Below are 23,594 nucleotides of genomic sequence, written 5' to 3' on the forward strand. Positions count from 1 at the left end.
CACGGCATTCCGCTCCCGGCGCTCAACCCAGGCGGTGCTCGATGACATAACGGGTCAATTCCGCGTTCGACTGCACGTCGAGCTTCTCGAGGATGCGTGCCCGATAGGTACTCACCGTTTTCACACTGACATGGAGACTCTCGCCGATCTTCGTCAACGAAGTCCCCTTGCTAAGCATCAGCAGGACTTCGGCCTCCCGCCGGGACAGGGATTCATGGCGCAAGCGGCGACCTGTCGGCGCAACCCCGGCCAGGAGTTTCTCGGCCAGGGTCGGGCTGACATAACGGGCACCGCCGATCACCGTGCGGATCGCGGTAAGAATATGGCTGGGCCGGCTGTCCTTGTTGAGATAACCGGACGCGCCTGCTTCGAGGGACGGAATGGCGAACTCGTCCTCGGAAAACATGCTGAAGATCAGAACCGGCATGTTCGGGCGCAGGCGCTTGATCTGCTTGAGCACTTCCAGGCCGCTCAAGTCCGGCAGACCGATATCCAGCAAGACCAGGCTCCAATCGGACTCCTGAACCAGAGCCACGGCCTCGGCTCCGGTCGCCGCCTCCGCAGTAATTTCGAGGTCGTCGGTATCGGCCAGGAATTGCCGCAAGCCCCCTCGAACCACCGCATGATCATCGACTATCAATATCGTCGCCATCGTCTGCCTTCCTCTTGTCGGACCGCTCTTCCAATGGAATGTGCAGGGTCACAAGCGTCCCTTCGCCTGGAGTCCCCTGGATGGACAGCCAGCCACCCAGGTGCCGTGCTCGTTCGTGCATCCCGATCAAACCGAAGGAATCACTCTTGCGCCAGTCGCTCTCCGCAATGCCGACACCATCATCACGAACGTCCACGATCAGGTAACCCATGTGTTTGCGCATGGCAATCGATACCTTGGTGGCCTGTGCGTGCCTGGCAACGTTGGTCAATGTCTCCTGAACAATGCGGAAGACCGCAATATCGCGAACGGGCGAAAGCCTGAGGTAGCTCGGCATGTGCAGCCCTATTTCAAGGCCGGTCATGCGTGAAAACTCTGCCGTATACCAGTTTACCGTGGCGATCAACCCGAGGGTGTCGAGCGTCGCCGGCCGCAAACCTGCGGAGATGCGCTTCACCGTCTTCAGCGCGGCATCGACCTGGGCAAGCAACTGATCACAGCGGGTCTGCACGGGAGCAGCCAGGTTCAAACTATCGACTGTCGTGGCCAGACCGAGCTTGAGCATGGTCAGCGTACCGCCGAGTTCGTCGTGCACTTCGCGCGCAATCGTCGCATTCTGTTCCTCGCGCACGGTCTCCAGGTGGGCCGCCAGTCCCTTGAGGCGCCTGGCGTTCTTGGCCTGCTTTTGTATCAGCAGCTTGCGTTCGGTTATGTCTTTGTGCAGAACGACCATGCGCACGGGCCCGGCCCACTGAAAACAGCTCAGACTCAGCACAAACCAGCGGCGCTGGCTTGGGGAGTCACATTCGTACTCAATCGAGAAATCCTTTCGCCGCCCTGCAATGGCCGCACGAATTGCGGCAGCCACCCTGGCTGCAACCGGGTACTGTGCGCGCGCAGCCGCGTCACAGATCGTCAGGTAATTGGCCCCCTCGCTCATTTTCTCTGGCTGACCGCCGTTGGCCAGGGAGAACTCGCGCCAGGCCCGGTTCACGGCAATGATGGAGCCCTCGGCATCGATGACGCACAGGGACGACTTGAGCGCATCGATGGTGGCACGCGTCAGGCGCTCTGATTCGAGCAGGGCCCGCGCCCGTTCCTCCGCCTCGAAAGTACGCTCGACCACCCTCTCCTCGAGCGTATCGTTCAGACGCAAGAGTGCGGCTTCCGCGTTCTTCCGCGCGCTGATGTCGGTCAGACTGCCGACCACGCGTACCACCCGCCCTGCGCCATCTCGGATGATGCGGGCACTATCGGAAACATGCACCCAGTGCCCATCGCTGTGCCGCATGCGATATTCCACCTGGACGCGGTCGCGGCGCGACTTTATGCAACGGACGATCTCGGTCCGGATCTGGCGCAGATCGTCCGGATCGACCCTCGCCAGCCACCACTGCCTGCCAAATTTCGATTTGGCGGCATTCCTTCCGAAAACACGGCTGAGGCCGACGGAGCAATAGGCTGAATCGGACTGGCGATCCCAGTCATAGACCAGGCCGGATACCGCCTCCATGGCCAGCCGGAAGCGTGACTCGCTGACTTCAAGGGCCACATCGGCGCGCTTGTGCTCGGTAATGTCCTGGGTGCTGCCGACACCTGCGAGCAGTTGGCCATCGGCACCGAGCTGAAGCTCGACCCGCTCCCGTACCCATCTGACCTCGCCATCTACAATGATCCTGTGTTCGACACAGTAAGGCTTGCCATGCAAGGCGGCCCGCCAGGACTCATCCACGAAGACCCTGTCTTCGGGATGGATCGTCGACAGAAAGATCTCATAGGTCAGCGGCCCGCCCTTTGGGATACCGAAGATCCGATGGTTTTCATTGGACCAGCGCAGCTCGTTGCGCTGGATATCCAGCCGCCAACTTCCAGTTTGGGCGACAGCCTGGGCGAGTTGCAGGTCCTTCTCGCTATCACGCAGCGCCTGCTCCACCCGCTTGAGGCGACTGATGTCGAGGTTGATGCCTGCCCAGTGCGTAATCTCGCCGCGCTCGTTGCGTACCGGGACGCCTCGTGCCAGCACCGCGTGCCAAAGGCCATCGACGCCACGGACGCGATATTCGGCATCCCAGTTTGCGCCGATGCGAACACTCTCCATCCACGCACCGAAGGCGCGGACCGTATCGTCGGGGTGCAAGACGGACACCCAGCCAAAGTCCGCGCACTGCTCCTGGCTCAGCCCGACCAGTTTGAGAAAGGACTCGCTGACATAGCGGATTCGGCCATCAGGATCTGCCACCCAGACACCATAGTCGATCGACTCACCGATGGCGCGATAGAGCCGCTCGCTGTCGCGCAAGGCCGTCTCCATCCGCTTGCGTTCAGTGATGTCCCAGAGGAAGCCGTGCCAGAGAACGCTGCCATCCTGCTCACCCTGCGGCATGGAGTGGCCTTCGATCCACAGCTCGCCTTTGCGCGGATGGTGGACACGGTACTCGGCCCGCCAGGCTGTCAGGGTCCTGGCCGACGCCGCGATGGTCTCGTTGACGTAGCCGATATCGCCAGGGTGAATCCGGCTCAGGATGCGACTCGCGTCCTCGCGAACCTCCTCGGGCCTGAGCCCGTATATGGATTCCAGCGCAGCACTGGCATACGGCATGCTGACCGAACCATCCGGCCGCAACCTGAACGAGCAGATCACCCCCGGCACGGTCGCAGCGGTCTTCATCAGACGCCCCTGCAACTCCAGCTTCTCGCCCATCACAGCCTCGGCCTCTTTGCGGGCCGTAATGTCCTGGATCACGGCCAGCACGCGCAGCACCCGGCCTTGATCGTCACGAAGCGGCGTCATCTGGACATTCGTCCAGACGATCTCGCCGGTCTTGCGGACACAGCGCTTGTCAAAGTCGAGCTCACCCACCTTGCCTGCAATCACATCGCGGTAGGCCTGCCAGCTAGCCCTGCGATCTTCCGGATGCGTGATCTCAATGAAGGACCTGGCCAGCAGCTCGTTCGCATCGTAGCCGGTGATTTCACACAGCTTCCGGTTCACCCGCAGCAGGCGCCCCGTCTGCGGATCGGCTTGCGCGCTGCCCACCATCGACAGATCAAACATGCTGCGGAATTCTGCTTCATTGCGATGCAGAGCCGCCTCCGTAGCCTTGCGCTCGCTGATGTCGCTGAGCGCGATGCGGAGCTCTGGCGCACCGTTGGCGTCCAATGCGGCGCTGGCCTCCATGTGAGCCCAGAACTCGGCACCATCGTGCCTGGCCATACGCAACTCGAACTCCTGGATTTCCCTGTTTTCCGTGGGCCAAGTGTGGCGCTGGAAAAAAAGATCCCGATCCTGCTCTACGATGAACCGGGAAATCGGCAGCCCAGCCAATCCTCCCCCGACGACACCCAGCAGCCTGGCGGCACGGATGTTGGCCTGCACTATCCGCCCCTGCTCGTTGAGCGTCAGAAAGCCCACTGGCGCCAGTTCGTACAATTCGGAATAGCGCGCCCGCGCAGCCTCCAGTTCGAGATGCGTTCGACGCAATTCTTCGTTCTGCAGCTCCAGCTCAATCTGATGCACCTGCAGTTCATGAACAAGGCGCAATGAGTCTGTGGGACCAGAAGGCTGCTTGCTGTGTCTATCCTTGTCGGTCATTCGGCGCATCCATCGTTCACACCCGTGGTGTTTGCGGCCCCCTTCCCCTGTCACCTTCCAGCCTGAAGTGACACGTGCTGCAGGCCATCAGGCCAGACGCGCGCCCTGGTGCACCACCACCTGGTTGCGCCCATGGCGCTTGGCGGAATAGCACGCAGCGTCGGCAGCCTTGAGTAGATCCATCTTGCTGGTTGCGGTTTCATCAATGAGTGTCACCCCGATGCTGACACTCACCTTGAAGCACTCATCCTCCCAGTAAAACGACAGGGCGGCGATCGCCTCGCACAAGCTCATCGTGATGCATTTTGCGTCGTCGCGGGTGCAACCTCGCAGGATGAGGGCAAATTCGTCCCCACCAATACGGCAAATCAGATCCTGGGTACGCAGCCGGTGCTGGATCAACATGGCGATCTCACACAGCAAGGCGTCCCCGGCGGCATGGCCTCCTGCATCGTTGACGAGCTTGAAGTGATCGAGATCCATGAAACACAGGGCACTCTGGTCCGAGGCCCGCCGCGAGGCGGACATGGCTTCGTCCAGCGCTTCTTCAAATGCCCGCCGGTTTGACAGGCCGGTCAGAGGATCATGGCGCACCTGATAGGCCAGGATGCCGGTCGTCTCCTCGATCCTTCTGTGCATTGTCCCCTGCAAATTGGCAATGGCCCTGCCCAGGGCATTGACACCGTCCTGCAGGGACTGCAATTCAGGGCTTACGGCGTCAACGGGAACACTCGCATCGACATCCCCGTCAAGCATGCGCCGCACGGCACGGGCCAGGTGAGCAAGCGGCTCATCCACCTTGTGGGCCAGGTGCAGCGCAGAGCAAGCACTGAAGAGCAGCGTCACCAGTGCAAGAAGCAGGAAGAACAATATGGCGCTATTTTCGCGCTGGGCACTGGCGTGGGTGTCGAGTTCCACATAAACCCATCCCATGGTGTCCTGCGCCAGCGGGGCGTCGGCCGACAAGCCCGCCGCTTCGACGTCATCGAAGGCAACAGGCGCGCTCGTCACGGGCGCGGCGAAGGAAATGCGGCCATTCCGGGCTTCAATCAAGCGTGCCCGGGTGGTCGTGACGATCAGGCTCGGCGTGGCAACTTCTGCACGCCCTCCTTCGGCGATCACCTCACCCGCGTGGCTGTATATGGTCACGGCCACCACGTCTTGCTGATCGAGCACCGTCTGCAACAGGTGATCGAGATGTGCCGGACTCCGGACGGCGATGCCGAACTCGGCGGCAGGAGCCAGCAACTGGACGATGGCCAAGCCGCGCTCCCTGGCCGCATCCTCGATGCTGCGGCTATGGGCATCGCCCGTCAGACGGAAGAATAATGGAATTGCGACCGACGCCAGAAGAAAGGGCATCAGCACGGTCAGCAGAAGGTGCTGCTTCAAGGACAGGCCGCGGAACCATTTCGCAAGAGGGTCCCGCAAGGGAACAAGCCATTTTCCGGCGCGAACAAACTTGAGCGGTTCCATCGCCGGCATCGATTCCTGTCGCACCTCCAAGGCACCCCTGCCAAACGTCCGGTGCGCCCCCGAACTGAACTCAAGGGGGTTTCCTGCTCCGGCTCGTTCAATGAGGGACGGCAACTTCCGACCGTAGGATTACAGCCTCCGCCGCATCATCAACTCCGGAGCAAAGCCCCGATGACGCGACGGCCCCGGGCAGGCGGCTATGCCGTCTTTCTGCCGGCCTTGCTGGTGGTATTGGCTGCAGCCTGCCCAAGATGCGTCGCAACCGTCAGGCTGGATTCGGTAATCTGGCGCGATGTATCGACGATCTTCCCGCAGGCCGTGCCGGCGGTGCTCAATGCCGACATCAGCCACTCCGAGAACCTGGAGCTATCCACCGGACTCCGCTGAAGCATGGCCTCAAACTCGGTGATGAATTTCTTTGCAAGCTCTTCCGCACTCAGCGTCCCCACCTTGAACACCTCGGCCTGGGTAGTGCTGCAGATGGCGCCGATCTCGCTGAAATACTCGCTCGAGCGCTCCAAGTACTGCGCATAGGTGCCGGCAAGGTCACCAAGATCCAGGCCATCCTTGCGATGCGCAGCGGCTTCGGAAAACTCACGAACGAATTCGCAATTTCGAGAAAAGATCTTCTCGGCCGCACTCAGCGAAATTTCGTAAATCGACTTGAAGACAGCTCCGTTCGCGGTCGCAGACTCGGCAATATCTTGCAGATGGGCAATAGAACTCATGTAGAACCTCCGTTGGCACAACAAGGAAACGTATTTCTCAAGACCACTCTCATCAATAGCCCCTGGGCTTGATGGCGTGTCTTTACGGGATCGAATTCGCTTCCAGCAACCCCAGGGCGCATGCGCTGGTGCGGAGAAAGTTCGCCGCATAGGGATTGGCGTAGGGACCAAACGCAAGCATCGCGTGGGGCAGCGAGACTCCGCCTTTCTGCTTCCTTTTCCGCCTCGGTAAAAAGAAACAATTCCCGTCGGATGCGCGGCCTTCGTTGCCAGAAGACGATTTGTCGACGGATGGGAAGATGACGATATTCCCGGTCGGTCTGCCGATAGCCTGGCCTGATCTTGTATGCAAGCTTGTCTCCTCCACTCATTGCACGCTGTGGCCGTAAGCACGGCCTCGATAAAGGAGCTTCACCCCCGGGCTCTCTACGAAGCCATTTATGGAGTGCTGCGATTTATCAACGGTTTGCATGGTGCCATTCGCCCGTCTGACCGTCTGTCGGTGCCCGGCCCTTCTCATGACAGAATTTCACAAAGCTGGCGTCGGATTTATCCTACACACGACCAGCGCTTTACACGCAGATCAGGAAGCAGCGAGGTCAAGGGCAAGCAGATCTGCTGCCACGCGAACCTTGGACAAAAAAAAAGGCGGTAGATCCGAAGACCTGCCGCCCTTTGGCTGCTTGAGGTTTGGGTACCTCATCACTCTGTTTTTTCTACATTTCCTGCAGGAATCCCGGGGATCTCCACGAGATCCATGATCCTCTCGATCTCGGTCAACGGAGGCAGCTCGGTCAGGCTGCGCAGCCCGAGGTCCTCCAGGAATTTTCGCGTTGTGGCATAGAGACCCGGCCGACCGGGGGTGTCCCGATGACCCACCACATCCACCCACCCCCTCGATTCGAGGGTCTTCAGAACATTGGTCGACACCATCACCCCGCGGATATCCTCGATGTCGCCCCGCGTCACCGGCTGCCGGTAAGCAATGATGGCGAGCGTCTCGAGGACTGCCCGGGAGTACTTGGGCGGCCGCTCTTCCTTCAGGCGGTCCAGGTAGGTCTGGTATTCCGGACGGGTCTGGAAACGCCAGCCGCCCGCGGTCTGTATCAGCTCGACCCCTCTGCCCTGCCAATCGTCCACCAGTTCGATCAGGAGGCGGCGCACCAGATCAGGCGCCGGCTCCTCCACGAAGAGGCGGCGCAATTCGCTCACCGGGACGGGGCCGGCAGCGGCCAGCAGGGCTGTTTCCAGCACCCGCTTATAAAACTCAGGCGTCTCCAGATCCATCCGCACGTTTCACATAAATGGGCGCAAAGGCCTCGTTCTGAGTCACCACGACAAGCCGCTCCTTGACCAGCTCGAGGGTGGCCAGGAAGCTCACCACCAGGCTGGGCACGCCCAGCTCCGGATCGAACAGCGACTCGAACACGACATAGGCATCATCCCGCAGCTTGCGCAGGATCAGGGTCATGTGCTCGCGCACCGACAACTCCTCGCGCTGGATGGTGTGATGGCGCTTGAGGCGGGCCTGGCGGGCGATCTTCAGCCACGCCAGCTGCAGGTCATGCAGGCTAACCTCGGGCAGACGCTGCACCACCTTTTCGGCGACAAACACACCGACCCACTCGAAATCCCGACCCACGCGCGGCAATTCATCCAGGCGCATGGCCGCCAGCTTGACCTGCTCATACTCGAGCAGACGCCGCACCAGCTCGGCCCGGGGATCCAGCTCTTCGGCCTCATCCTCCCGCGGCGGTCTTGGCAGCAGCAGGCGGGACTTGATCTCCAGCAGCGTTGCCGCCATCAGGAGGTAATCGGCCGCGAGTTCCAGGTTGTGCGTGCGCATGGCCTCCACGTACTCGAGATACTGGGCCGTGAGGGGCACCATTGGAATGTCGAGGACGTTGACGTTGGCCTTGCGGATCAGGTACAGCAGCAGATCGAGCGGCCCTTCGAAAGCCTCGAGGATGACCTCCAGCGCGTCCGGCGGAATGTACAGGTCCTTGGGCAGATCAAAGATCGGCTGGCCGTACATCCGGCCCACCACCACCTCGAGCGGTTCGGCGGACGGAGCCAGGTCGAGGGCGGCAGTCACCATCACCAATTCACCGGCGAGGTGGGCACGCCGCCACGCCCCGGCTTCGAGCGCTCCACATCAGCTGTAGCTCAAGCCCATGGCGTCACGGACTTCGCGCATGGTTTCCTGGGCCAGCTTGCGCGCCTTGTCGCACCCGTCGGCCACGATGCTGCGCACCAGCGACGGATCATCCAGGTAGGGCTGGGCCCGCTCGCGCATGGCCTCCTGCTCCTTGAGCACCGCCTCGATCACCGGCTGTTTGCACTCGAGACAGCCGATGCCGGCGCTCTTGCAACCCTGGGTGACCCAGTTGCGCGTGGTTTCATCGGAATAGAGCACATGGAACTGCCACACCGGACAGCGCTCCGGATCACCTGCATCCGTGCGACGCACCCGCGCCGGATCGGTCTGCATGGTGCGGATCTTCTTGGCGAGGGGCTCGGCCTCCTCGCGCAGGAAGATGGTGTTGCCGTAGGACTTGGACATCTTCTGACCATCGAGGCCCGGCATCCGGGACGCCTCGGTGAGCAGCGCCCCCGGCTCCACCAGGATCATCTTGCCGCCGCCCTCAAGGTAGCCGTACAGACGCTCACGGTCCCCGTGGGACAGGCTCTGGGCCTCTTCCAGGAGGGCCTTGCCGAGGGCCAGGCCTTCGTCGTCACCATTCTGCTGAAAGCGGGTGCGGAACTCTTCGTAAAGCCGGGCGCGCTTGGAGCCGAGCTTCTTGATGGCTTCCTTCGCCTTCTCCTCGAAACCGGGCTCGCGCCCGTACATGTGGTTGAAGCGTCGCGCCAGCTCACGGGTGAACTCCACGTGGGGCAGTTGGTCCTCGCCCACCGGCACCTTGTCGGCCCGATAGATCAGGATGTCAGCGCTCATCAGCAGCGGGTAGCCCAGGAAGCCGTAGGTGGACAGATCCTTGCTGGCCAGCTTTTCCTGCTGATCCTTGTAGGTCGGCACCCGCTCGAGCCAGCCGAGGGGGGTCATCATGGACATCAGCAGATGCAGCTCCGCATGCTCGGGCACCCGCGACTGGATGAAGATGGTGGCCTGCGACGGGTCGACGCCCGCGGCCAGCCAATCCACCACCATGTCCCAGACACTGTTCTCGATCCCCTTGGGATTGTCGTAATCGGTGGTCAGGGCATGCCAGTCGGCCACGAAGAAAAGGCAGGGGTATTCAGCCTGCAGCTTGACCCAGTTCTTGAGGACACCGTGGTAATGACCGAGGTGGAGACGCCCGGTGGGGCGCATGCCGGAGAGGACACGTTCAGCGAACATGGGTAATCAAAGTCCAATGAAGGTTGCGAGAGCGAAACGGAAAAAGGCCACCAAGGGGCCAAGAATGTCGCCAAGGATACCGGTGAACAGCAAAACCAGCAGGATCGGAAAGCCGTAGGGCTCGATCTGCGCGAACTTGTAGGCCGGGCCGGCAGGCAGAAGACTCACCGCGATGCGGCCACCATCAAGGGGCGGCAGAGGAAACAGGTTGAGGAACAGCAGCACCGCGTTGATCTGCATGCCGGCATCGGCCATCTTGGCCATCGGCAGGGCATAAACGTTCTCGGGGGACATCAGGGCAAAGCGAAACAGCACGGCCCAGGCAAAGGCCATCACCAGATTGGCAAACGGTCCGGCCGCAGCCACCCACAGCATGTCGGCCTTGGGCTTGCGCAGGCGCCCGAAATTCACCGGCACCGGTTTGGCCCAGCCGAACAGCATCGGCGAACCACCCGCCAGGGTGCTCACGGCAACGATCAGACCCGGCACCAGGATCGTCCCCATCGGGTCGATGTGACGCAGCGGGTTGAGGCTGATCCGCCCCGCAAGCTCGGCGGTGGGGTCCCCGAAATGGCGCGCCGCGTAGCCGTGTGCCGCCTCATGCAGCGTTATGGCAAACAGCACGGGCAAGGCCCAGATGGTCAGGGTGACGATGAGTTCCTGCATGGTCTCGATCAGCAAAGGGGCGCGATTCTAACAGACCCGGCACGGAGCCCCCCGCCACCCGTGACGGACAGCCCGCCCAGGCCGCTCACAGGCCGAAGGGCGCCAGGCTGCCCATGCCCTCGCGAATCAGCTCGGGGGTGCCGCTGGTCAGGTCGATCACGGTGGTCGCCTCGCCACGACAGGGCCCCGCCTCGATCACCAGATCCACCTCTTTTTCGAGGCGGTCGCGGATCTCCTCGGCGTCGGTCAGCGGATGCTCCTCGCCCGGCAACAGCAGGGTCGAGCTGAGCAGCGGCTCACCCAGCTCGGCCAGCAGCGCCGACACCAGGGGATGATCGGGAACGCGCAGACCGATGGTCTTGCGCTTTGGGTGCAACAGGCGTCGCGGCAATTCCTTGGTGCCTTCGAGGATGAAGGTGTAGGGGCCGGGCGTCGTGGCCTTGAGCAGGCGGAACTGGCTGTTGTCGACCCGCGCATAGGTGGCGATGTCGGACAGGTCACGGCACAGCAGGGTGAAGTGATGACGGTCGTCTACGCCCCGGATGCGGCGGATGCGCGCCAGCAACTGATTGTCACCTGTATGCCCGCCCAGCGCGTAGGCGGAATCGGTGGGAAAAGCCACCAGACCGCCATCACGCATGATCTGCGCGGCCTGCTTGATGAGACGGAGCTGGGGTTGCTCCGGATGAAGGGAAAAGTACTGGGCCATGTAATCGGGAAAACGAAAAGTCTTAGTTCAGGCGCGTCCAGACGGGGGTGAGGTCCGGCGGCAAGGGATCGGCGCGGCCGAGGTCGATGGGGCTGTCCTCGGGGCCATGGAAATCGGAGGCCCGCGAGGCCATCAGGCCGAACTTTCGGGCCAGACGTGCAAAGGCGAGCAATTGTCCGCCATCGTGGGCACCGCAGGCTACCTCGACGGCGTCACCACCGAGTTCGCGGAAACGGTCGAAGAGAATGTCCATCTCGGCATGGCTGAGGCGGTAGCGCCCCGGATGGGCGATCACGGCCAGGCCGCCGGCACCCTTGATCCAGCCCACGGCATCTTCGAGCGTGGCCCAGACGTGCTCGACATAGCCGGGTTTGCCCCGCGCCAGGTAGTGCAGGAAGACATCATGGACATTGCGTGAGGCGCCGATTTCAACAAGAAAGCGGGCAAAGTGGGCACGGCTGACCAGAGCCGGGTTACCGGCATAGCGCAGGGCGCCTTCCATGGCACCGCGGATGCCGATGCGCTCCAGCTCGGCGGCAATCCGGGCGGCACGCCCATCGCGCCCACCGCGAACCTTGGCCAGGCCCTCGATCAGGGCCGCATTGGACGGATCGATCCCGAGACCGATGATGTGCAGGGTCTGATCGAGCCAGGACACGGAAATCTCGACACCCGGCACAAAGCGCAGCCCGAGCTCCGCCGCCGTAGCTGCCGCTTCCGGCAGACCCAGGAGCTCGTCATGGTCCGTCAGCGCGAGCAGATCAACCCCGTTGGCAGCTGCACGACGCACCACCTCGGCGGGCGTCAGCGTGCCGTCGGAGGCCGTGGAGTGACAATGAAGATCGGCGTTCAGAGCGTTCATGATTCCTTGGACAGCAGGAAAGTCTCAATAATCCGGGCCACTTCCCCCGGCTGGTCGTGATGCAGGTTGTGACCGCAATCCGGGAGCAAGATTTCCCGAAAGTCACGGAAGCACGCCTTGGCTGCCTCGTGTGCCTCATCCGGGATTCCCATCCGCTTGCGCAGATCGGACGCCACCGGTGAAACCCACAGGACCGGAGCGGCAACCCGCTGCCACGCCGCCATCAACTCGGCACGCCGGTAAAGCACGGGATTGACACGGCGATGGGCCGGATCTCCCGCCATACGGATCCCACCCTGCCCATCCGGCTCGCCGAGGTGCTCCGCCAGGAAGGCGGCACGCTCAGGCGTCAGGCGCAGATTATCCCCCTGCAGCCGGGCTGCCAGCGCTGCACGGTCGGGATAGCCCCGAAAACCTACATCCGAGGACAGGTCACGCAACCATTTCTCAAGTCGTAGCGGGGACTGCTCCGGCTCCGAATCAGCCAGCCCGAAGGCATCCAGCGCAACCAGCGCCGCCACCCTTGCAGGCCGGACCCCCGCATACTGGCAGGCCACATTGCCGCCCAGGCTGTGCCCCACCAGACGAACCGGCGCATCCCCGGCGCAAGCGTTCAGGATGAAATCCAGATCGGCCAGATAGTCGGGGAACCAGTAGGCATCCCCCCGCCATTCGGTCTGGCCGAAGCCCCGCCAGTCCGGGGCGATCACGTGCCAACCGCACTGCAGGTGGTCGACGACAAACTGGAACGAAGCCGACACATCCATCCAGCCATGCAGCATGAAGACCACCGGCGCACCCGGCTCCCCCCATTCGCGGAGGTGGTAACGCAGGCCGCGTACAGACAGGAAGCGACTTCTCGACGGGGTCATCCGCGCAAGTGTAACAGACCCTTGCCCCGCCCCGCCTCCGATGGTAAGGTGCGCGCCGTCGTGTGGGAGAGTGTTCGCGTGGATGCATCCGCGAACCGCCGAAGGCGCAACCCCCGGAACCGCTCAGGCAAAAGGACCGCCGACGAAACAACAATCTGGAGAGTGATGCCGCCCGCCCAATGTGCGATGGCCGCATCCACCGAAGGGGCACGCAGCCTTCCGCGAGGAGCCTGCAATCTCTCAGGTACAAAGGACAGATGGGGCCGAGGCGATTTGATGTCGCCTCGGCCCCATTGCTTTTCTACACTTGAACGATTGCTGCGGAGAGCCCCATGGCCCAACAGACCCCCCTTTACGCTACCCACGTCGCCGCCGGCGCCCGCATGGTGGATTTCGCCGGCTGGGACATGCCGGTCAATTACGGCTCCCAGATCGAGGAGCACCATGCCGTGCGCCGTGACGCCGGCATGTTCGACGTCTCCCACATGCTTGCCCTGGACCTGGAAGGCGCTGGCGCCAAGGCCTTCCTGCGCGGCCTGGTGGCCAACGACGTGGCCAAGCTGGGCGAGCCGGGCAAGGCCCTGTACTCCTGCATGCTCAACGAACAGGGCGGCGTCATCGACGACCTGATCATCTACTACCTTTCCGACACGTCCTACCGCATCGTCGTCAATGCCGGCACCGCCGACAAGGACGTGGCCTGGATGCAGGCCCGCCTCACCGCCAGCGGCCTGGTCGCCACCCTGGCCGTACGCCGTGACCTGGCCATGATCGCCGTGCAGGGCCCCAACGCCCGCAGCAAGACCTGGGCCGCCCTGCCCGGCTCGGAAGCCGCCTCGGCCGGCCTCAAGGTGTTCCAGGCGGCGGCCTGGGGCGACTTCTTCATCGCCCGCACCGGCTACACCGGCGAGGACGGCTTCGAACTCACCCTGCCCGTCGGCCAGGCCGCCAGCACCTGGGCCGCCCTGGCTGCCGCCGGCGTCAAGCCCTGTGGCCTGGGCGCCCGCGACACCCTGCGCCTGGAAGCCGGCATGGCCCTCTACGGCAACGACATGGACGACGGCGTGTCGCCCCTCGACGCAGGCCTGGCATGGACGGTGGACTTCAAGGACGAAAGCCGCGACTTTGTCGGCAAGGCGGCCCTCGTCGCCAACGGCGCCAGCAAGCAGGTGCTCGGCCTGGTCCTGGAAGACAAGGGCATCCTGCGCTCCCACCAGCAGGTCTTCACCGCGACCGGCGAAGGCGAAACCACCAGCGGCAGCTTCTCGCCGACCCTGGAAAAGTCCATCGCCCTCGCCCGCCTGCCCCTCGGTGTCGCCGTTGGCGACGCCGTCGAGGTGGACATCCGCGGCAGGCGCCTGAAGGCCCGGGTCGTCAAACCGCCTTTTGCGCGTAACGGCAAGGCCATGATCTGAAACCAGAATCCCCTCTTCAACGACTTGAACAAGGAAGCACAATGAGCAACCCCACCGATCTGCGCTACACCGCCTCCCACGAATGGATCCGTGTCGAAGCTGACGGCACCCTCACCATCGGCATCACCGACCATGCCCAGGAAGCCCTTGGCGACGTGGTCTTCCTCGAGCTGCCGGAAGCCGGCCGCGTGGTGGCCAAGGAAGAAGCCATCGCCGTGATCGAATCCGTCAAGGCGGCCTCCGACATCTACGCTCCGGTGGCCGGCGAGATCCTCGCCGCCAACGACGCTGCGGTGGATGCTCCCGAGTCCGTGAATGCCGACGCCTACGCCGCCTGGCTGTTCAAGATCAAGCCCGCCAATGCCGCCGATGTCGACACCCTGCTCGACGCCGCCGGTTACGAAGCCACCCTGGGCTGAGCACCACGCTCTACCGCGGGCGCACCGGCCACGGTGCGCCCTGTACTCGCTGCCCCCTGCTTGCCCCTGCAGTAAACCAACCCGAGTTTTTCCCATGTCGAAGACCCTTCTCTCCGCCCCGCTCGCCACGCTCGAACAGGGCGACGACTTCATCCGCCGCCACCTGGGCCCCTGTGCCAACGAGCTGCCGGGCATGCTGGCCGCGGTCGGTGTCGATTCCCTCGAGACCCTGATCGGCCAGACCGTGCCCGCTGGCATCCGCCTGCCCGCGCTGCTGGCCCTCGGCGAGCCGACCGCCGAGCATGTGGCCCTGGCCCGCCTCAAGGCCATCGCCGGCAAGAACGTGCTGAAGAAGTCCCTGATCGGCATGGGCTACTACGACACCATCACCCCCAAGGTCATCCTGCGCAACGTGATGGAAAACCCGGGCTGGTACACCGCCTACACCCCCTACCAGGCCGAGATTGCCCAGGGCCGCCTGGAAGCCCTGCTGAACTTCCAGCAGATGGTCATCGACCTGACCGGCCTCGAGTTGGCCAACGCGTCCCTGCTGGACGAGGCCACCGCCGCCGCCGAAGCCATGGCGATGGCCCGCCGCATCTCCAAGGTCAAGGGCCAGGGCTTCTTTGTGGATGAAGCCGTGTTCCCCCAGACCCTCGACGTGATGCGCACCCGCGCCGGCCATTTCGGCTTTGAACTGATCGTCGGCCCGGCCACCGACGCGGCCCGGCACGACGTGTTCGGCGCCCTGCTGCAATACCCCAACGAGCGTGGTGAAGTCACCGACATCTCCGGCGCCGTTGCCGGCCTGAAGGCCAAGGGTGCCGTGGTGGCCGTGGCCTCCGACCTGCTGGCCCTGATGCTGCTCAGGTCCCCGGGTGAGCTCGGTGCCGACATCGCCCTCGGCTCGGCCCAGCGCTTTGGCGTACCCCTGGGTTTCGGCGGCCCCCACGCGGCCTTCTTCGCCACCCGCGAAGCCCATGTCCGCTCCATGCCCGGCCGCATCATCGGCGTCTCCAAAGACGCCCGTGGCAAGACCGCCCTGCGCATGAGCCTGCAGACCCGCGAGCAGCACATCCGCCGCGAGAAGGCCAACTCCAACATCTGTACCTCGCAGGTCCTGCTGGCCAACATGGCCGGCATGTACGCGGTGTGGCACGGCCCCGAAGGCCTGCGCACCATCGCCGCGCGCATCCACCGGCTGACCGCCACCCTGGCCGAAGGCCTCAAGCGGGCCGGCTTCGCGCTGGCCTCCGAGGTCTTCTTCGACACCCTGCAGGTCACCACCGCCGGCCAGAGCAGCTCGATCTACGCCGCAGCCCAGACCGCCGGCTACAACCTGCGCCACGTGGACGGCAAGGCGCTGGGCATCTCCCTCGACGAGAAGAGCACCCTCGCCGACGTCACCGCCCTCCTCCAGGCCTTCGGCGCCACGGCCGACGTAGCCGCCCTCGACGCCACCGTCGCGGCCCGTGGCGGCAACCTGCCCGAAGCCCTGCTGCGCAGCGATGCCATCCTCACCCACCCGGTGTTCAACACCCACCACACCGAGCACGAGATGCTGCGCTACCTCAAGCGCCTGCAGAACCGTGACCTGGCGCTGGACCACTCGATGATCTCCCTGGGCTCCTGCACCATGAAGCTCAACGCCACCAGCGAGATGATTCCGGTCACCTGGCCCGAGTTCGCCGACATCCACCCTTTTGCGCCCGCCGATCAGACCACCGGCTACATCGAGATGATCGAAGGCCTCGCCGCCCAGTTGCGTGAAATCACCGGCTTCGACGCCATCTGCATGCAGCCCAACTCCGGCGCCCAGGGCGAATACGCCGGCCTCGTGGCCATCCTGCGCTACCACGCCTCGCGCGGCGACCATCACCGCAAGCTCTGCCTGATTCCGAAATCCGCCCACGGCACCAACCCGGCCACCGCGCAGATGTGCGGCATGGATGTGGTGGTGGTCAATTGCGACGACAACGGCAACGTCGACCTGGCCGACCTCAAGGCCAAGGCCGAACAGCACGCCGACAAGCTGGCCGCGCTGATGATCACCTACCCGTCCACCCACGGCGTGTTCGAGGAAGCCATCCGCGAGATCTGCGCCACCGTGCACCAGTACGGCGGCCAGGTGTACATGGACGGCGCCAACATGAATGCCCAGGTCGGCCTCACTTCCCCCGCCACCATCGGTGCCGATGTGAGCCACATGAACCTGCACAAGACCTTCTGCATCCCCCACGGCGGCGGCGGTCCGGGCATGGGTCCGATCGGCCTCAAGGCTCACCTGGCCCCCTTCATGGCCGACCACGTGGTCGCCCCCACCGGCCGCGAGGATCGCCCCAACGCCGGTCAGGGCGCGGTCTCCGCGGCACAGTTCGGCTCCGCCAGCATCCTGCCCATCTCGTGGATGTACATCACCATGATGGGCGGCCGCGGGCTCAAGCGCGCCACCGAGGTGGCCATCCTCAACGCCAACTACGTGGCCAGCCAGCTCAAGGATCACTACCCGGTGCTGTACACCGGCAGCCAGGGCCGCGTCGCCCACGAGTGCATCCTCGACATCCGTCCGATCAAGGCCGCCACTGGCATCTCCGAGGTGGACATCGCCAAGCGCCTGATGGATTACGGCTTCCACGCCCCGACCATGTCCTTCCCGGTGGCCGGCACGATCATGGTCGAACCCACCGAATCGGAAGACAAGGGCGAACTGGACCGCTTCATCGACGCCATGGTGAGCATCCGCAACGAGATCCGTGCCATCGAGGAAGGGCGCCTGCCGGCGGAGAACAACCCGCTGAAGAACGCGCCCCACACCCAGGCAGATTTCCTGGGCGACTGGGACCGCCCCTATTCCCGCACGGAAGCGGTGTTTCCGCTGGCCTGGGTGGGCGACAACAAGTTCTGGCCGAGTGTGAACCGCATCGACGACGTGTACGGAGATCGCAACCTGTTCTGCGCCTGCGTCCCGATGGACGAACTGGCCTGACGTGAATACGGCGCGGCCCCCGGGGTCGCGCCGGCTCAGCGGGCCAGCAGGGCCTTCAGGTGATTGATGGGAATGGCGTAGGAGATGCCTGACGGATTGGTCATGGCATTCTCCCGCATGCCCTTCACCAGGACGATGTTCAACACACCGAGGACATGACCGCTTTGCGTGTCATAAATCGGACTGCCACTGTTTCCCGGGTAAGACACGATATCCAGCTGGAGCACATCGAAGCGCGAACCGGCCGACAAACGTCGGATTGTCGCCGCATCAAGCTGCCCTGCAGACGCCAGGGGCTGTCCGGCTGGGGGGATCGCTGCGATGATGCCCCGGTGGGTCACAGGAATGATCCCCAACGACGCCCCCAGGGGAAAGCCGGTCATCGCAATATCCTGTCCATCCCGCGCCGTATCCGAATCGGCCAGCACGAGCGCAGGTAGTGGCGCCCCTGCAATCCACAGCACCGCGAGGTCATGATCCCTGTCGCGCTCATCCCGTTCGACAGCCCTTACGTTGACCCTCCCGACACCGGGCAAGACCACGACAATGCGCTCATTGGGATCCCTCCGTTCAGGAACGGCTTCGAGCACGTGGGCATTGGTGGCCACCTGGCGCCCGTCGCCAACAGCAAAGCCGGTACCGAGAAAACGAAATTGAGGGCTCCGCGTCGGCAGGTAGGTCCCCACCGCAACGATGGAGCGCTTGACGGAGGCAACGGTATCGACAAGATCAGCCAAGGCCTGCACCGGGCTCAGCAGCCCCAGTCCCAGGGCCGCAATCAGGGCACGCCTCGGACCGCTGACCAGCCCTCTCACCGGCCCGCCGTCCGGATCGCCTGAATCATCGGCGATGCAGAGACCACGTGCGGATCAAAGGGGTGCTCGCCGCGCTGAAAGAAATCGAGAATCCGGCGCACGTAGTTCTGCGTCTCCTTGTAGGGAGGAACCCCACGATAACGATCCACGGCCCCTTCTCCGGCGTTGTATCCCGCCACGGCCAGCGCCACGTTGCCCTGGTAATAGGCCAGCAGCCAACGCAGATAGGCCAGCCCGCCCTTGATGTTCTGCACTGGGTCGTAGCTGTCCCGGACGTTGAAGCGCAGGGCGGTTTCGGGAATCAATTGCATCACCCCCATGGCGTTCTTCGGGGAAGTGGCGTTCGGATCGAAATTGGACTCTGTCGTTGCAATGGCCAGGGCCAGCCGCGGCTCAATGGAGAAGCGCGGCGCCAGCGTCGTGATCAACTGCACGAGCTTTCTTTTCTGCTCGGGAAGGGAGGCCAGATACTTCTGGGTGTCCCAGGTGTCCCGCGCCGAAAACGCCCAGTCGGCCGTACGGGCCTGCAGGCAATCGGGCGCAGCACCGGTATACACGCCAACAAACCTGCGGGCCTTCTCAGCCTCGTCATGGCCCTTGAACAGAGCCATCTCGAAGAGGGTCGCCGCATAGCCATCATCACGGGGTACGCCGCGACCGTTGGCATACATCCAGCCGAGGTTGTACATCGCCTCGGCACTTCCGCCCCGGGCCGCATCGCAATACAGATCGGCCGCGAGTTCCGGATCACGGGGAACACCCTCGCCATGCTCGTAGGCCAGCGCCTGATCGACGAGCTGACGAAGCTCCAGGACGCGCGACTCCTCCTGGCTGGCCAGCCCGGGCCCGGCCACCAGGCCAAGCCCTGCGGCCAGGATGCCAAGAAGTGCGCGAAGACCCATGACCCGCCCCCCTGCCGCCCTGCTCAGAGGCGCCAGACCCGGGCGCCAGCAGCTTCGATGACCGCCGGGTCATAGAAGCTCTTCACGTCGGTAAAGACACCACTGGGCAGGAGCTTTTCGCAGATCCGGGCAACCCCCATGTCGGAATACTCCTTGTGGGCCACCGCAGCGACCACGGCGGCAGAACGCGGCAAGGCCTCCCAGGCGGTAAGGCTGACGCCGTATTCGTGCTCGGCCTCGGCCGATTCCGCCACCGGATCGTGGACATGCACGGTACAACCGAAGCTCTGCAGCTCGCGGATCACGTCGATGACCTTGCTGTTGCGCAGGTCCGGGCAGTTCTCCTTGAAGGTCAGGCCCAGGACGATCACGTCGGCACCCTTGATGTTGTGACCCGCCTGGATCATCTGCTTGACAGTCTGCTCGGCCACGTAGCTGCCCATGCTGTCATTGATGCGACGGCCAGCCAGGATGACCTGGGGGTGATAGCCCAGCATGTCGGCCTTGTGAGTCAGGTAGTAGGGGTCCACACCGATGCAGTGACCGCCAACCAGGCCCGGACGGAAGGGCAGGAAGTTCCACTTGGTACCCGCCGCCTTGAGAACCTCCAGGGTGTCGATGCCGATCTTGTGGAAGATCACGGAGAGTTCGTTCATCAGCGCGATGTTCAGGTCGCGCTGGGTGTTCTCGATGACCTTGGCCGCCTCGGCCACCTTGATCGAGCTGGCGGGGTACACACCGGCCGTGATGACGGAACCGTACACCTCGGCAACCGTCTTCAGGGTTTCCGGGGTATCACCGGAGACGACCTTGACGATCTTGGTCACGGTGCGTTCCTTGTCACCCGGATTGATCCGCTCGGGCGAGTAGCCGACGTTGAAATCCTGCTTCCACTTCAGCCCGGAGAATTTTTCGAGGATGGGAATGCAGACTTCCTCGGTGGCACCGGGGTAGACCGTTGACTCATAGACGACGATGGCGCCGCGCTTGAGGTGTTTGCCCACGCTCTCGGAGGACTTCACCAGCGGCGTGAAATCGGGCTGATGCGCATCATCGACCGGGGTCGGCACGGCGACGATGATGAAATCCGCTTCGGAGATGATCTTGGGATCGGTGCTGCAGGTCAGGTGCACTGCCGCCTTGAGGTCCTCGGTACTGACCTCGCCGGTCGGATCCACGTGGCGCCCGTAGGCAGCAACCTTGTCCACGGAGAGATCGAAGCCGACGGTCTTCATTTTCTTGCCGAATTCAACGGCGAGGGGCAGCCCCACATATCCGAGGCCGATGACTGCAATGGTGGTCATGAACTGTTCCTGAAGAAATTAACTTGAATCGATTGATTTAGAGAGAGCTGAGGAGTTGCTCCATCTCCTTGCGGCCGGAGGTGTTCTCCGGCACAACCTTCAAACCGGCCTCCAGCATCTTGCGAGCGCCATCCTTGTCGCCGGTCTTGATCAGCGCCTTGGCAAGGTTCAAGCGTAGCTGAGGCTGATTCGGGCCCAGGCTCACAGCCTTCTTGAGCGACTCCACGCCCTTTGCCGTATCACCGCCCTCCATCTGCAGAACACCCAGCGTATCGAGGACTACAGGGCTGTTCGGCGCCAGTGCCGCCGCCTGCTGAGCGACCGAGAGAGCACTCTTGTCATTGAGCTTGCCCAGCACCCAGGCCAGGTTGTTGAGCAACATGGCGTTCTTGGGAGCGATCTCGAGCATCTGGCGATACTGCTGAGCAGCCGAATCGTATTTCTTCTCGACAAGCGATCGCTCGGCCAGGTAGGTCCGCACCGTGAGGTCCTTGGGGTTGGCCCGCAGCCACTCAGAAATCTGCTTGGACGCTTCCTGCGTCTGCCCCGCAGCAAGACGCGCGTTGTGCAGACGAACAAGAGGTTGCACGCTCTTGTCACGTTTGTAGGCTTCCTCGAACGCGGCGACCGCCTCGAGGGGCTTCTTCAAGGACGTCTGCACTTCGCCTTCCAGCATGTAGCCGATGGGCGAATCCTTGCGCTGACGCTGAACTTCCCGGACCTGGGCCACAGCTGCGTCGCCACGATTGGTCGTGACCAGCACGGCAATCAGGCGTTGTTGCGCGTCGAGGGCATCAGGCTTGATCGCCAGCGCCTTGCGCAGGTTCTGTTCGGCGGAGGAAAGATCCTTGCCGGCGGTGTAGATATCCGCCAGTGCGATCAGCGGAACGATCGAATTGGGGACCCGCGTCGCAAGCTTGCCGTAGGTGCTCTGGGCCTGCTGCATTTCCCCCGCTGCGACCTGGGCGCGCCCCAGCAGGTCGAGTACGGAAGGATCTTCCGGAGCAGATGCCGCAGCCTCCTGGGACAGCACCAGAGCGCGCTTCGTATCGCCGGCCTGCGCCAGCATGCGGACCAGGGCCATACGTACCGGCAGTGAGGTCGGATTGGCTGTCAGGCCTTTCTCGAGCACGGCCTGCACATCCTTGACCTGAGTGCCCGTCATGGCCAGGAACTCGGCGTACTGCAGATACCCCTGCGGGTTGTTGGGGTTCTTGTCGACGAAGGTCTCGAAGCGCTTGCGGGCGCTGTCGAGCTGCTTGGCCTGGATATCCAGGCGCGCCAGGTTGTTGACCGCCGGCAGGAAGTCGGGCTTCAATTCCAAGGCTTTCTCGAAGGCCTGGCGGGCACCGGCAATGTCCTTTGTGGCCAGCAGCACCCCCCCCTTCATGTTGAAGGTGATCGGATCCTTCGGCTTCTTCTTTTCCAGGACCTGCACCGCAGCCATGGCCTTCGCCGTCTCGTTGCGCCGGAGATGCGCCATGATCAGGGTGATGTCTGCCTGGATATTGTCCGCATCGAGCGCCGATGCAGCTTCGAGATCCTGGAAAGCCTGGTCGGACTCACCGCTGGCAAGTCGGGTCAGGCCAAGGCGGGTGCGATAACCCGCGTTGCCCGGATCACTCTTCGCCGCCCGACTGAAAAACTCCTCGGAACGCTTGAAGTCCCCGTTCATGGCATAGACCTGCCCGGCCAAGCTCAAGACGGCGACGTCGTCAGACTGGTCCTTGAGCAGGGGTTGCAGGCCGTCCAGCGCCCGCCCCGTGTCACGCAGGCCCAGATAGGACGACACCAGCAAGCGGCGGGCGTAGACATGGTTCGGCACCTTGGCCAGCACCTTGTTGAGGTTCTCCTGGGCCTGCACGAAATCATTGCGCTGAAGCTGAAGCGCCGAAACCATCATCAGGGACGGTACGTGATCGGGCGCCACGCGCAGGACCTGAAGGATGGTGTCGTAGGCTTCCTTGGTCTTGCCCCGCTTGAAGTCGACGAAGGCCTGCAGATACAGGGCCAGCGGATGGTTGCCAACCGCCTTGCGCAAAGCACCGATCTTGGCTTGGGCATCGTCAAGCTTGTTCAGGCGGATCTGCAACGAAACCACACTCTGGTAGGCGGCGATGTCGGTGGGGCGCGCAGCGATCACCGCCTCGAAATCGGTGATCGCCTCCTGCGGCCGCCCCTTGATCAGCATCAGGTCGCCCCGCAGGGCATGGGCCTCGGGCAGCTTTGGATCGGCCTTGAGAACATCATCGATATCGGCCAGCGCACCATCGAAATCCTTGTCGACAGCTTTCAGGCGGGCCAGGCCGACACGCGCGGGGGCGTAGCCCGCCAAGGCCTTCAGCGCTGCCTGGAACTCTTCCTGGGCCGCCGGACGCTTGCCTTGCACCAGCTGGGCAAAACCCCTGGAGGTAAACAGGCTGGCTTTGGCTTCGGAGGTGATCAGCTTTTCAGTCGACAGCTCGACAACGACACGCTGCCCCTGGCCGGAGTTCAACAGCGCTTGCGCCAGCGCGGGAACGACCAGATCCGGCTTGAAGCCGGCATCGTTGGCCCTCACGAACTCCTTCTCGGCACTCGCGTAGTCTCCCTGGTCCATGTAGACCTTGCCCAGCAGATAGCGGGCCTCGGCGAGGTTGGGATCTTTCTGCAGGGCATTCTTCAACTGAATGGAGGCCGCGCTCCGATCCTCCTTGGCCATGTAGTCCTTGGCCGAGGCGATCATGGACTCAGGACTGTCGCTACAGGCGGCCAGCAGAAGGGCACATAGGGCACTGACGGCAGTATTTCGCAGCCTGTTACGTTTGGTCTGGGAACGCATCTGCATGGATCCTTGAA

18 protein-coding genes and 1 riboswitch are annotated in these 23,594 nt (G+C 63.4%); of the genes, 3 read left to right on the forward strand and 15 right to left on the reverse strand.

Features of this window, described 5'->3' with window-relative positions:
• Nucleotides 1–22 precede the first annotated feature (22 nt).
• The 11 genes from HHL15_RS06615 to HHL15_RS06665 form a co-directional block, all read right to left on the reverse strand.
• A complete protein-coding gene (locus HHL15_RS06615; RefSeq protein WP_169145048.1) occupies nt 23–652 on the reverse strand; it encodes a response regulator in 630 nt (209 codons plus the stop codon).
• Nucleotides 627–4,244, reverse strand: a complete 3,618-nt coding sequence (locus tag HHL15_RS06620; RefSeq protein WP_169145049.1) for a PAS domain S-box protein — start codon at nt 4,242–4,244, stop codon at nt 627–629. Before HHL15_RS06620 ends, HHL15_RS06615 begins: the two co-directional genes overlap by 26 nt.
• 87 nt (nt 4,245–4,331) lie before the next feature.
• Complete coding sequence (locus HHL15_RS06625; protein WP_169145050.1) at nt 4,332–5,720, reverse strand: sensor domain-containing diguanylate cyclase; 1,389 nt, start codon at nt 5,718–5,720, stop codon at nt 4,332–4,334.
• Between the two features lie 197 nt (nt 5,721–5,917).
• On the reverse strand, nt 5,918–6,448 hold the full coding sequence (locus tag HHL15_RS06630; protein ID WP_169145051.1) for a hypothetical protein: 531 nt from the start codon (nt 6,446–6,448) through the stop codon (nt 5,918–5,920).
• A 702-nt stretch (nt 6,449–7,150) separates the two neighbouring features.
• A complete protein-coding gene (scpB, locus tag HHL15_RS06635) occupies nt 7,151–7,735 on the reverse strand; it encodes an SMC-Scp complex subunit ScpB (protein WP_169145052.1) in 585 nt (194 codons plus the stop codon).
• Nucleotides 7,716–8,543 carry a segregation and condensation protein A gene (locus tag HHL15_RS06640; RefSeq protein ID WP_169145268.1) on the reverse strand — a complete coding sequence of 276 codons (828 nt, stop codon included), beginning with the start codon at nt 8,541–8,543 and terminating at the stop codon, nt 7,716–7,718. The genes scpB and HHL15_RS06640 overlap by 20 nt, the downstream gene beginning before the upstream one ends.
• A gap of 60 nt (nt 8,544–8,603) precedes the next feature.
• A complete protein-coding gene (locus HHL15_RS06645) occupies nt 8,604–9,806 on the reverse strand; it encodes a tryptophan--tRNA ligase (RefSeq protein ID WP_169145053.1) in 1,203 nt (400 codons plus the stop codon).
• A 6-nt stretch (nt 9,807–9,812) separates the two neighbouring features.
• Nucleotides 9,813–10,472 (reverse strand): site-2 protease family protein, encoded by a 660-nt coding sequence (locus HHL15_RS06650; RefSeq protein ID WP_169145054.1) that lies wholly within the window; start codon nt 10,470–10,472, stop codon nt 9,813–9,815.
• Nucleotides 10,473–10,557: 85 nt separating this feature from the next.
• Entirely contained in the window at nt 10,558–11,181 is a 624-nt protein-coding gene (locus HHL15_RS06655; protein WP_169145055.1) for an L-threonylcarbamoyladenylate synthase, read from the reverse strand.
• A gap of 22 nt (nt 11,182–11,203) precedes the next feature.
• Entirely contained in the window at nt 11,204–12,043 is an 840-nt protein-coding gene (locus tag HHL15_RS06660) for a 3',5'-nucleoside bisphosphate phosphatase (RefSeq protein WP_169145056.1), read from the reverse strand.
• Entirely contained in the window at nt 12,040–12,825 is a 786-nt protein-coding gene (locus HHL15_RS06665) for an alpha/beta fold hydrolase (RefSeq protein ID WP_235943266.1), read from the reverse strand. Before HHL15_RS06665 ends, HHL15_RS06660 begins: the two co-directional genes overlap by 4 nt.
• Nucleotides 12,826–12,968: 143 nt before the next feature.
• Nucleotides 12,969–13,063: riboswitch (glycine riboswitch) on the forward strand.
• A 184-nt stretch (nt 13,064–13,247) separates the two neighbouring features.
• On the opposite strand from HHL15_RS06665, the gene gcvT reads away from it, so the two are divergent.
• The 3 genes from gcvT (at nt 13,248) to gcvP (ending at nt 17,735) form a co-directional block, all read left to right on the forward strand.
• Complete coding sequence (gene gcvT / locus HHL15_RS06670) at nt 13,248–14,330, forward strand: glycine cleavage system aminomethyltransferase GcvT (RefSeq protein ID WP_169145058.1); 1,083 nt, start codon at nt 13,248–13,250, stop codon at nt 14,328–14,330.
• A gap of 41 nt (nt 14,331–14,371) precedes the next feature.
• Entirely contained in the window at nt 14,372–14,749 is a 378-nt protein-coding gene (gcvH, locus tag HHL15_RS06675) for a glycine cleavage system protein GcvH (protein WP_169145059.1), read from the forward strand.
• A gap of 94 nt (nt 14,750–14,843) precedes the next feature.
• Nucleotides 14,844–17,735, forward strand: coding sequence for an aminomethyl-transferring glycine dehydrogenase (gcvP, locus tag HHL15_RS06680; RefSeq protein WP_169145060.1), 2,892 nt, complete (start codon nt 14,844–14,846; stop codon nt 17,733–17,735).
• Between the two features lie 35 nt (nt 17,736–17,770).
• On the opposite strand, the gene HHL15_RS06685 is transcribed toward gcvP, so the two are convergent.
• The 4 genes from HHL15_RS06685 to prsT all read right to left on the reverse strand — a co-directional run bounded on the left by HHL15_RS06685 (nt 17,771) and on the right by prsT (nt 23,583).
• Nucleotides 17,771–18,481 (reverse strand): S1 family peptidase, encoded by a 711-nt coding sequence (locus HHL15_RS06685; RefSeq protein ID WP_328825005.1) that lies wholly within the window; start codon nt 18,479–18,481, stop codon nt 17,771–17,773.
• A gap of 65 nt (nt 18,482–18,546) precedes the next feature.
• Entirely contained in the window at nt 18,547–19,452 is a 906-nt protein-coding gene (locus tag HHL15_RS06690) for a transglycosylase SLT domain-containing protein (RefSeq protein WP_169145061.1), read from the reverse strand.
• 23 nt (nt 19,453–19,475) lie between these two features.
• Nucleotides 19,476–20,756: a nucleotide sugar dehydrogenase gene (locus HHL15_RS06695; RefSeq protein WP_169145062.1), complete on the reverse strand. Its 1,281-nt coding sequence runs from the start codon at nt 20,754–20,756 to the stop codon at nt 19,476–19,478.
• A 37-nt stretch (nt 20,757–20,793) separates the two neighbouring features.
• Nucleotides 20,794–23,583: an XrtA/PEP-CTERM system TPR-repeat protein PrsT gene (gene prsT / locus HHL15_RS06700; protein ID WP_328824999.1), complete on the reverse strand. Its 2,790-nt coding sequence runs from the start codon at nt 23,581–23,583 to the stop codon at nt 20,794–20,796.
• Nucleotides 23,584–23,594 lie beyond the last annotated feature (11 nt).

This window comes from Zoogloea dura (assembly GCF_012927165.1).
In the GTDB taxonomy this organism is placed as follows: Bacteria; Pseudomonadota; Gammaproteobacteria; order Burkholderiales; family Rhodocyclaceae; genus Zoogloea; species Zoogloea dura.

Excerpts from the sequence above, each read along its gene's own strand:
- HHL15_RS06615 (WP_169145048.1), bottom strand. The coding sequence starts at position 652 with ATGGCGACGATATTGATAGTCGATGATCATGCGGTGGTTCGAGGGGGC.
- HHL15_RS06620 (WP_169145049.1), bottom strand. The coding sequence starts at position 4,244 with ATGACCGACAAGGATAGACACAGCAAGCAGCCTTCTGGTCCCACAGAC.
- HHL15_RS06625 (WP_169145050.1), bottom strand. The coding sequence starts at position 5,720 with ATGGAACCGCTCAAGTTTGTTCGCGCCGGAAAATGGCTTGTTCCCTTG.
- HHL15_RS06630 (WP_169145051.1), bottom strand. The coding sequence starts at position 6,448 with ATGAGTTCTATTGCCCATCTGCAAGATATTGCCGAGTCTGCGACCGCG.
- scpB (WP_169145052.1), bottom strand. The coding sequence starts at position 7,735 with ATGGATCTGGAGACGCCTGAGTTTTATAAGCGGGTGCTGGAAACAGCC.
- HHL15_RS06645 (WP_169145053.1), bottom strand. The coding sequence starts at position 9,806 with ATGTTCGCTGAACGTGTCCTCTCCGGCATGCGCCCCACCGGGCGTCTC.
- HHL15_RS06650 (WP_169145054.1), bottom strand. The coding sequence starts at position 10,472 with ATGCAGGAACTCATCGTCACCCTGACCATCTGGGCCTTGCCCGTGCTG.
- HHL15_RS06655 (WP_169145055.1), bottom strand. The coding sequence starts at position 11,181 with ATGGCCCAGTACTTTTCCCTTCATCCGGAGCAACCCCAGCTCCGTCTC.
- HHL15_RS06660 (WP_169145056.1), bottom strand. The coding sequence starts at position 12,043 with ATGAACGCTCTGAACGCCGATCTTCATTGTCACTCCACGGCCTCCGAC.
- HHL15_RS06665 (WP_235943266.1), bottom strand. The coding sequence starts at position 12,825 with ATGCTGCATGGCTGGATGGATGTGTCGGCTTCGTTCCAGTTTGTCGTC.
- gcvT (WP_169145058.1), top strand. The coding sequence starts at position 13,248 with ATGGCCCAACAGACCCCCCTTTACGCTACCCACGTCGCCGCCGGCGCC.
- gcvH (WP_169145059.1), top strand. The coding sequence starts at position 14,372 with ATGAGCAACCCCACCGATCTGCGCTACACCGCCTCCCACGAATGGATC.
- gcvP (WP_169145060.1), top strand. The coding sequence starts at position 14,844 with ATGTCGAAGACCCTTCTCTCCGCCCCGCTCGCCACGCTCGAACAGGGC.
- HHL15_RS06690 (WP_169145061.1), bottom strand. The coding sequence starts at position 19,452 with ATGGGTCTTCGCGCACTTCTTGGCATCCTGGCCGCAGGGCTTGGCCTG.
- HHL15_RS06695 (WP_169145062.1), bottom strand. The coding sequence starts at position 20,756 with ATGACCACCATTGCAGTCATCGGCCTCGGATATGTGGGGCTGCCCCTC.
- prsT (WP_328824999.1), bottom strand. The coding sequence starts at position 23,583 with ATGCAGATGCGTTCCCAGACCAAACGTAACAGGCTGCGAAATACTGCC.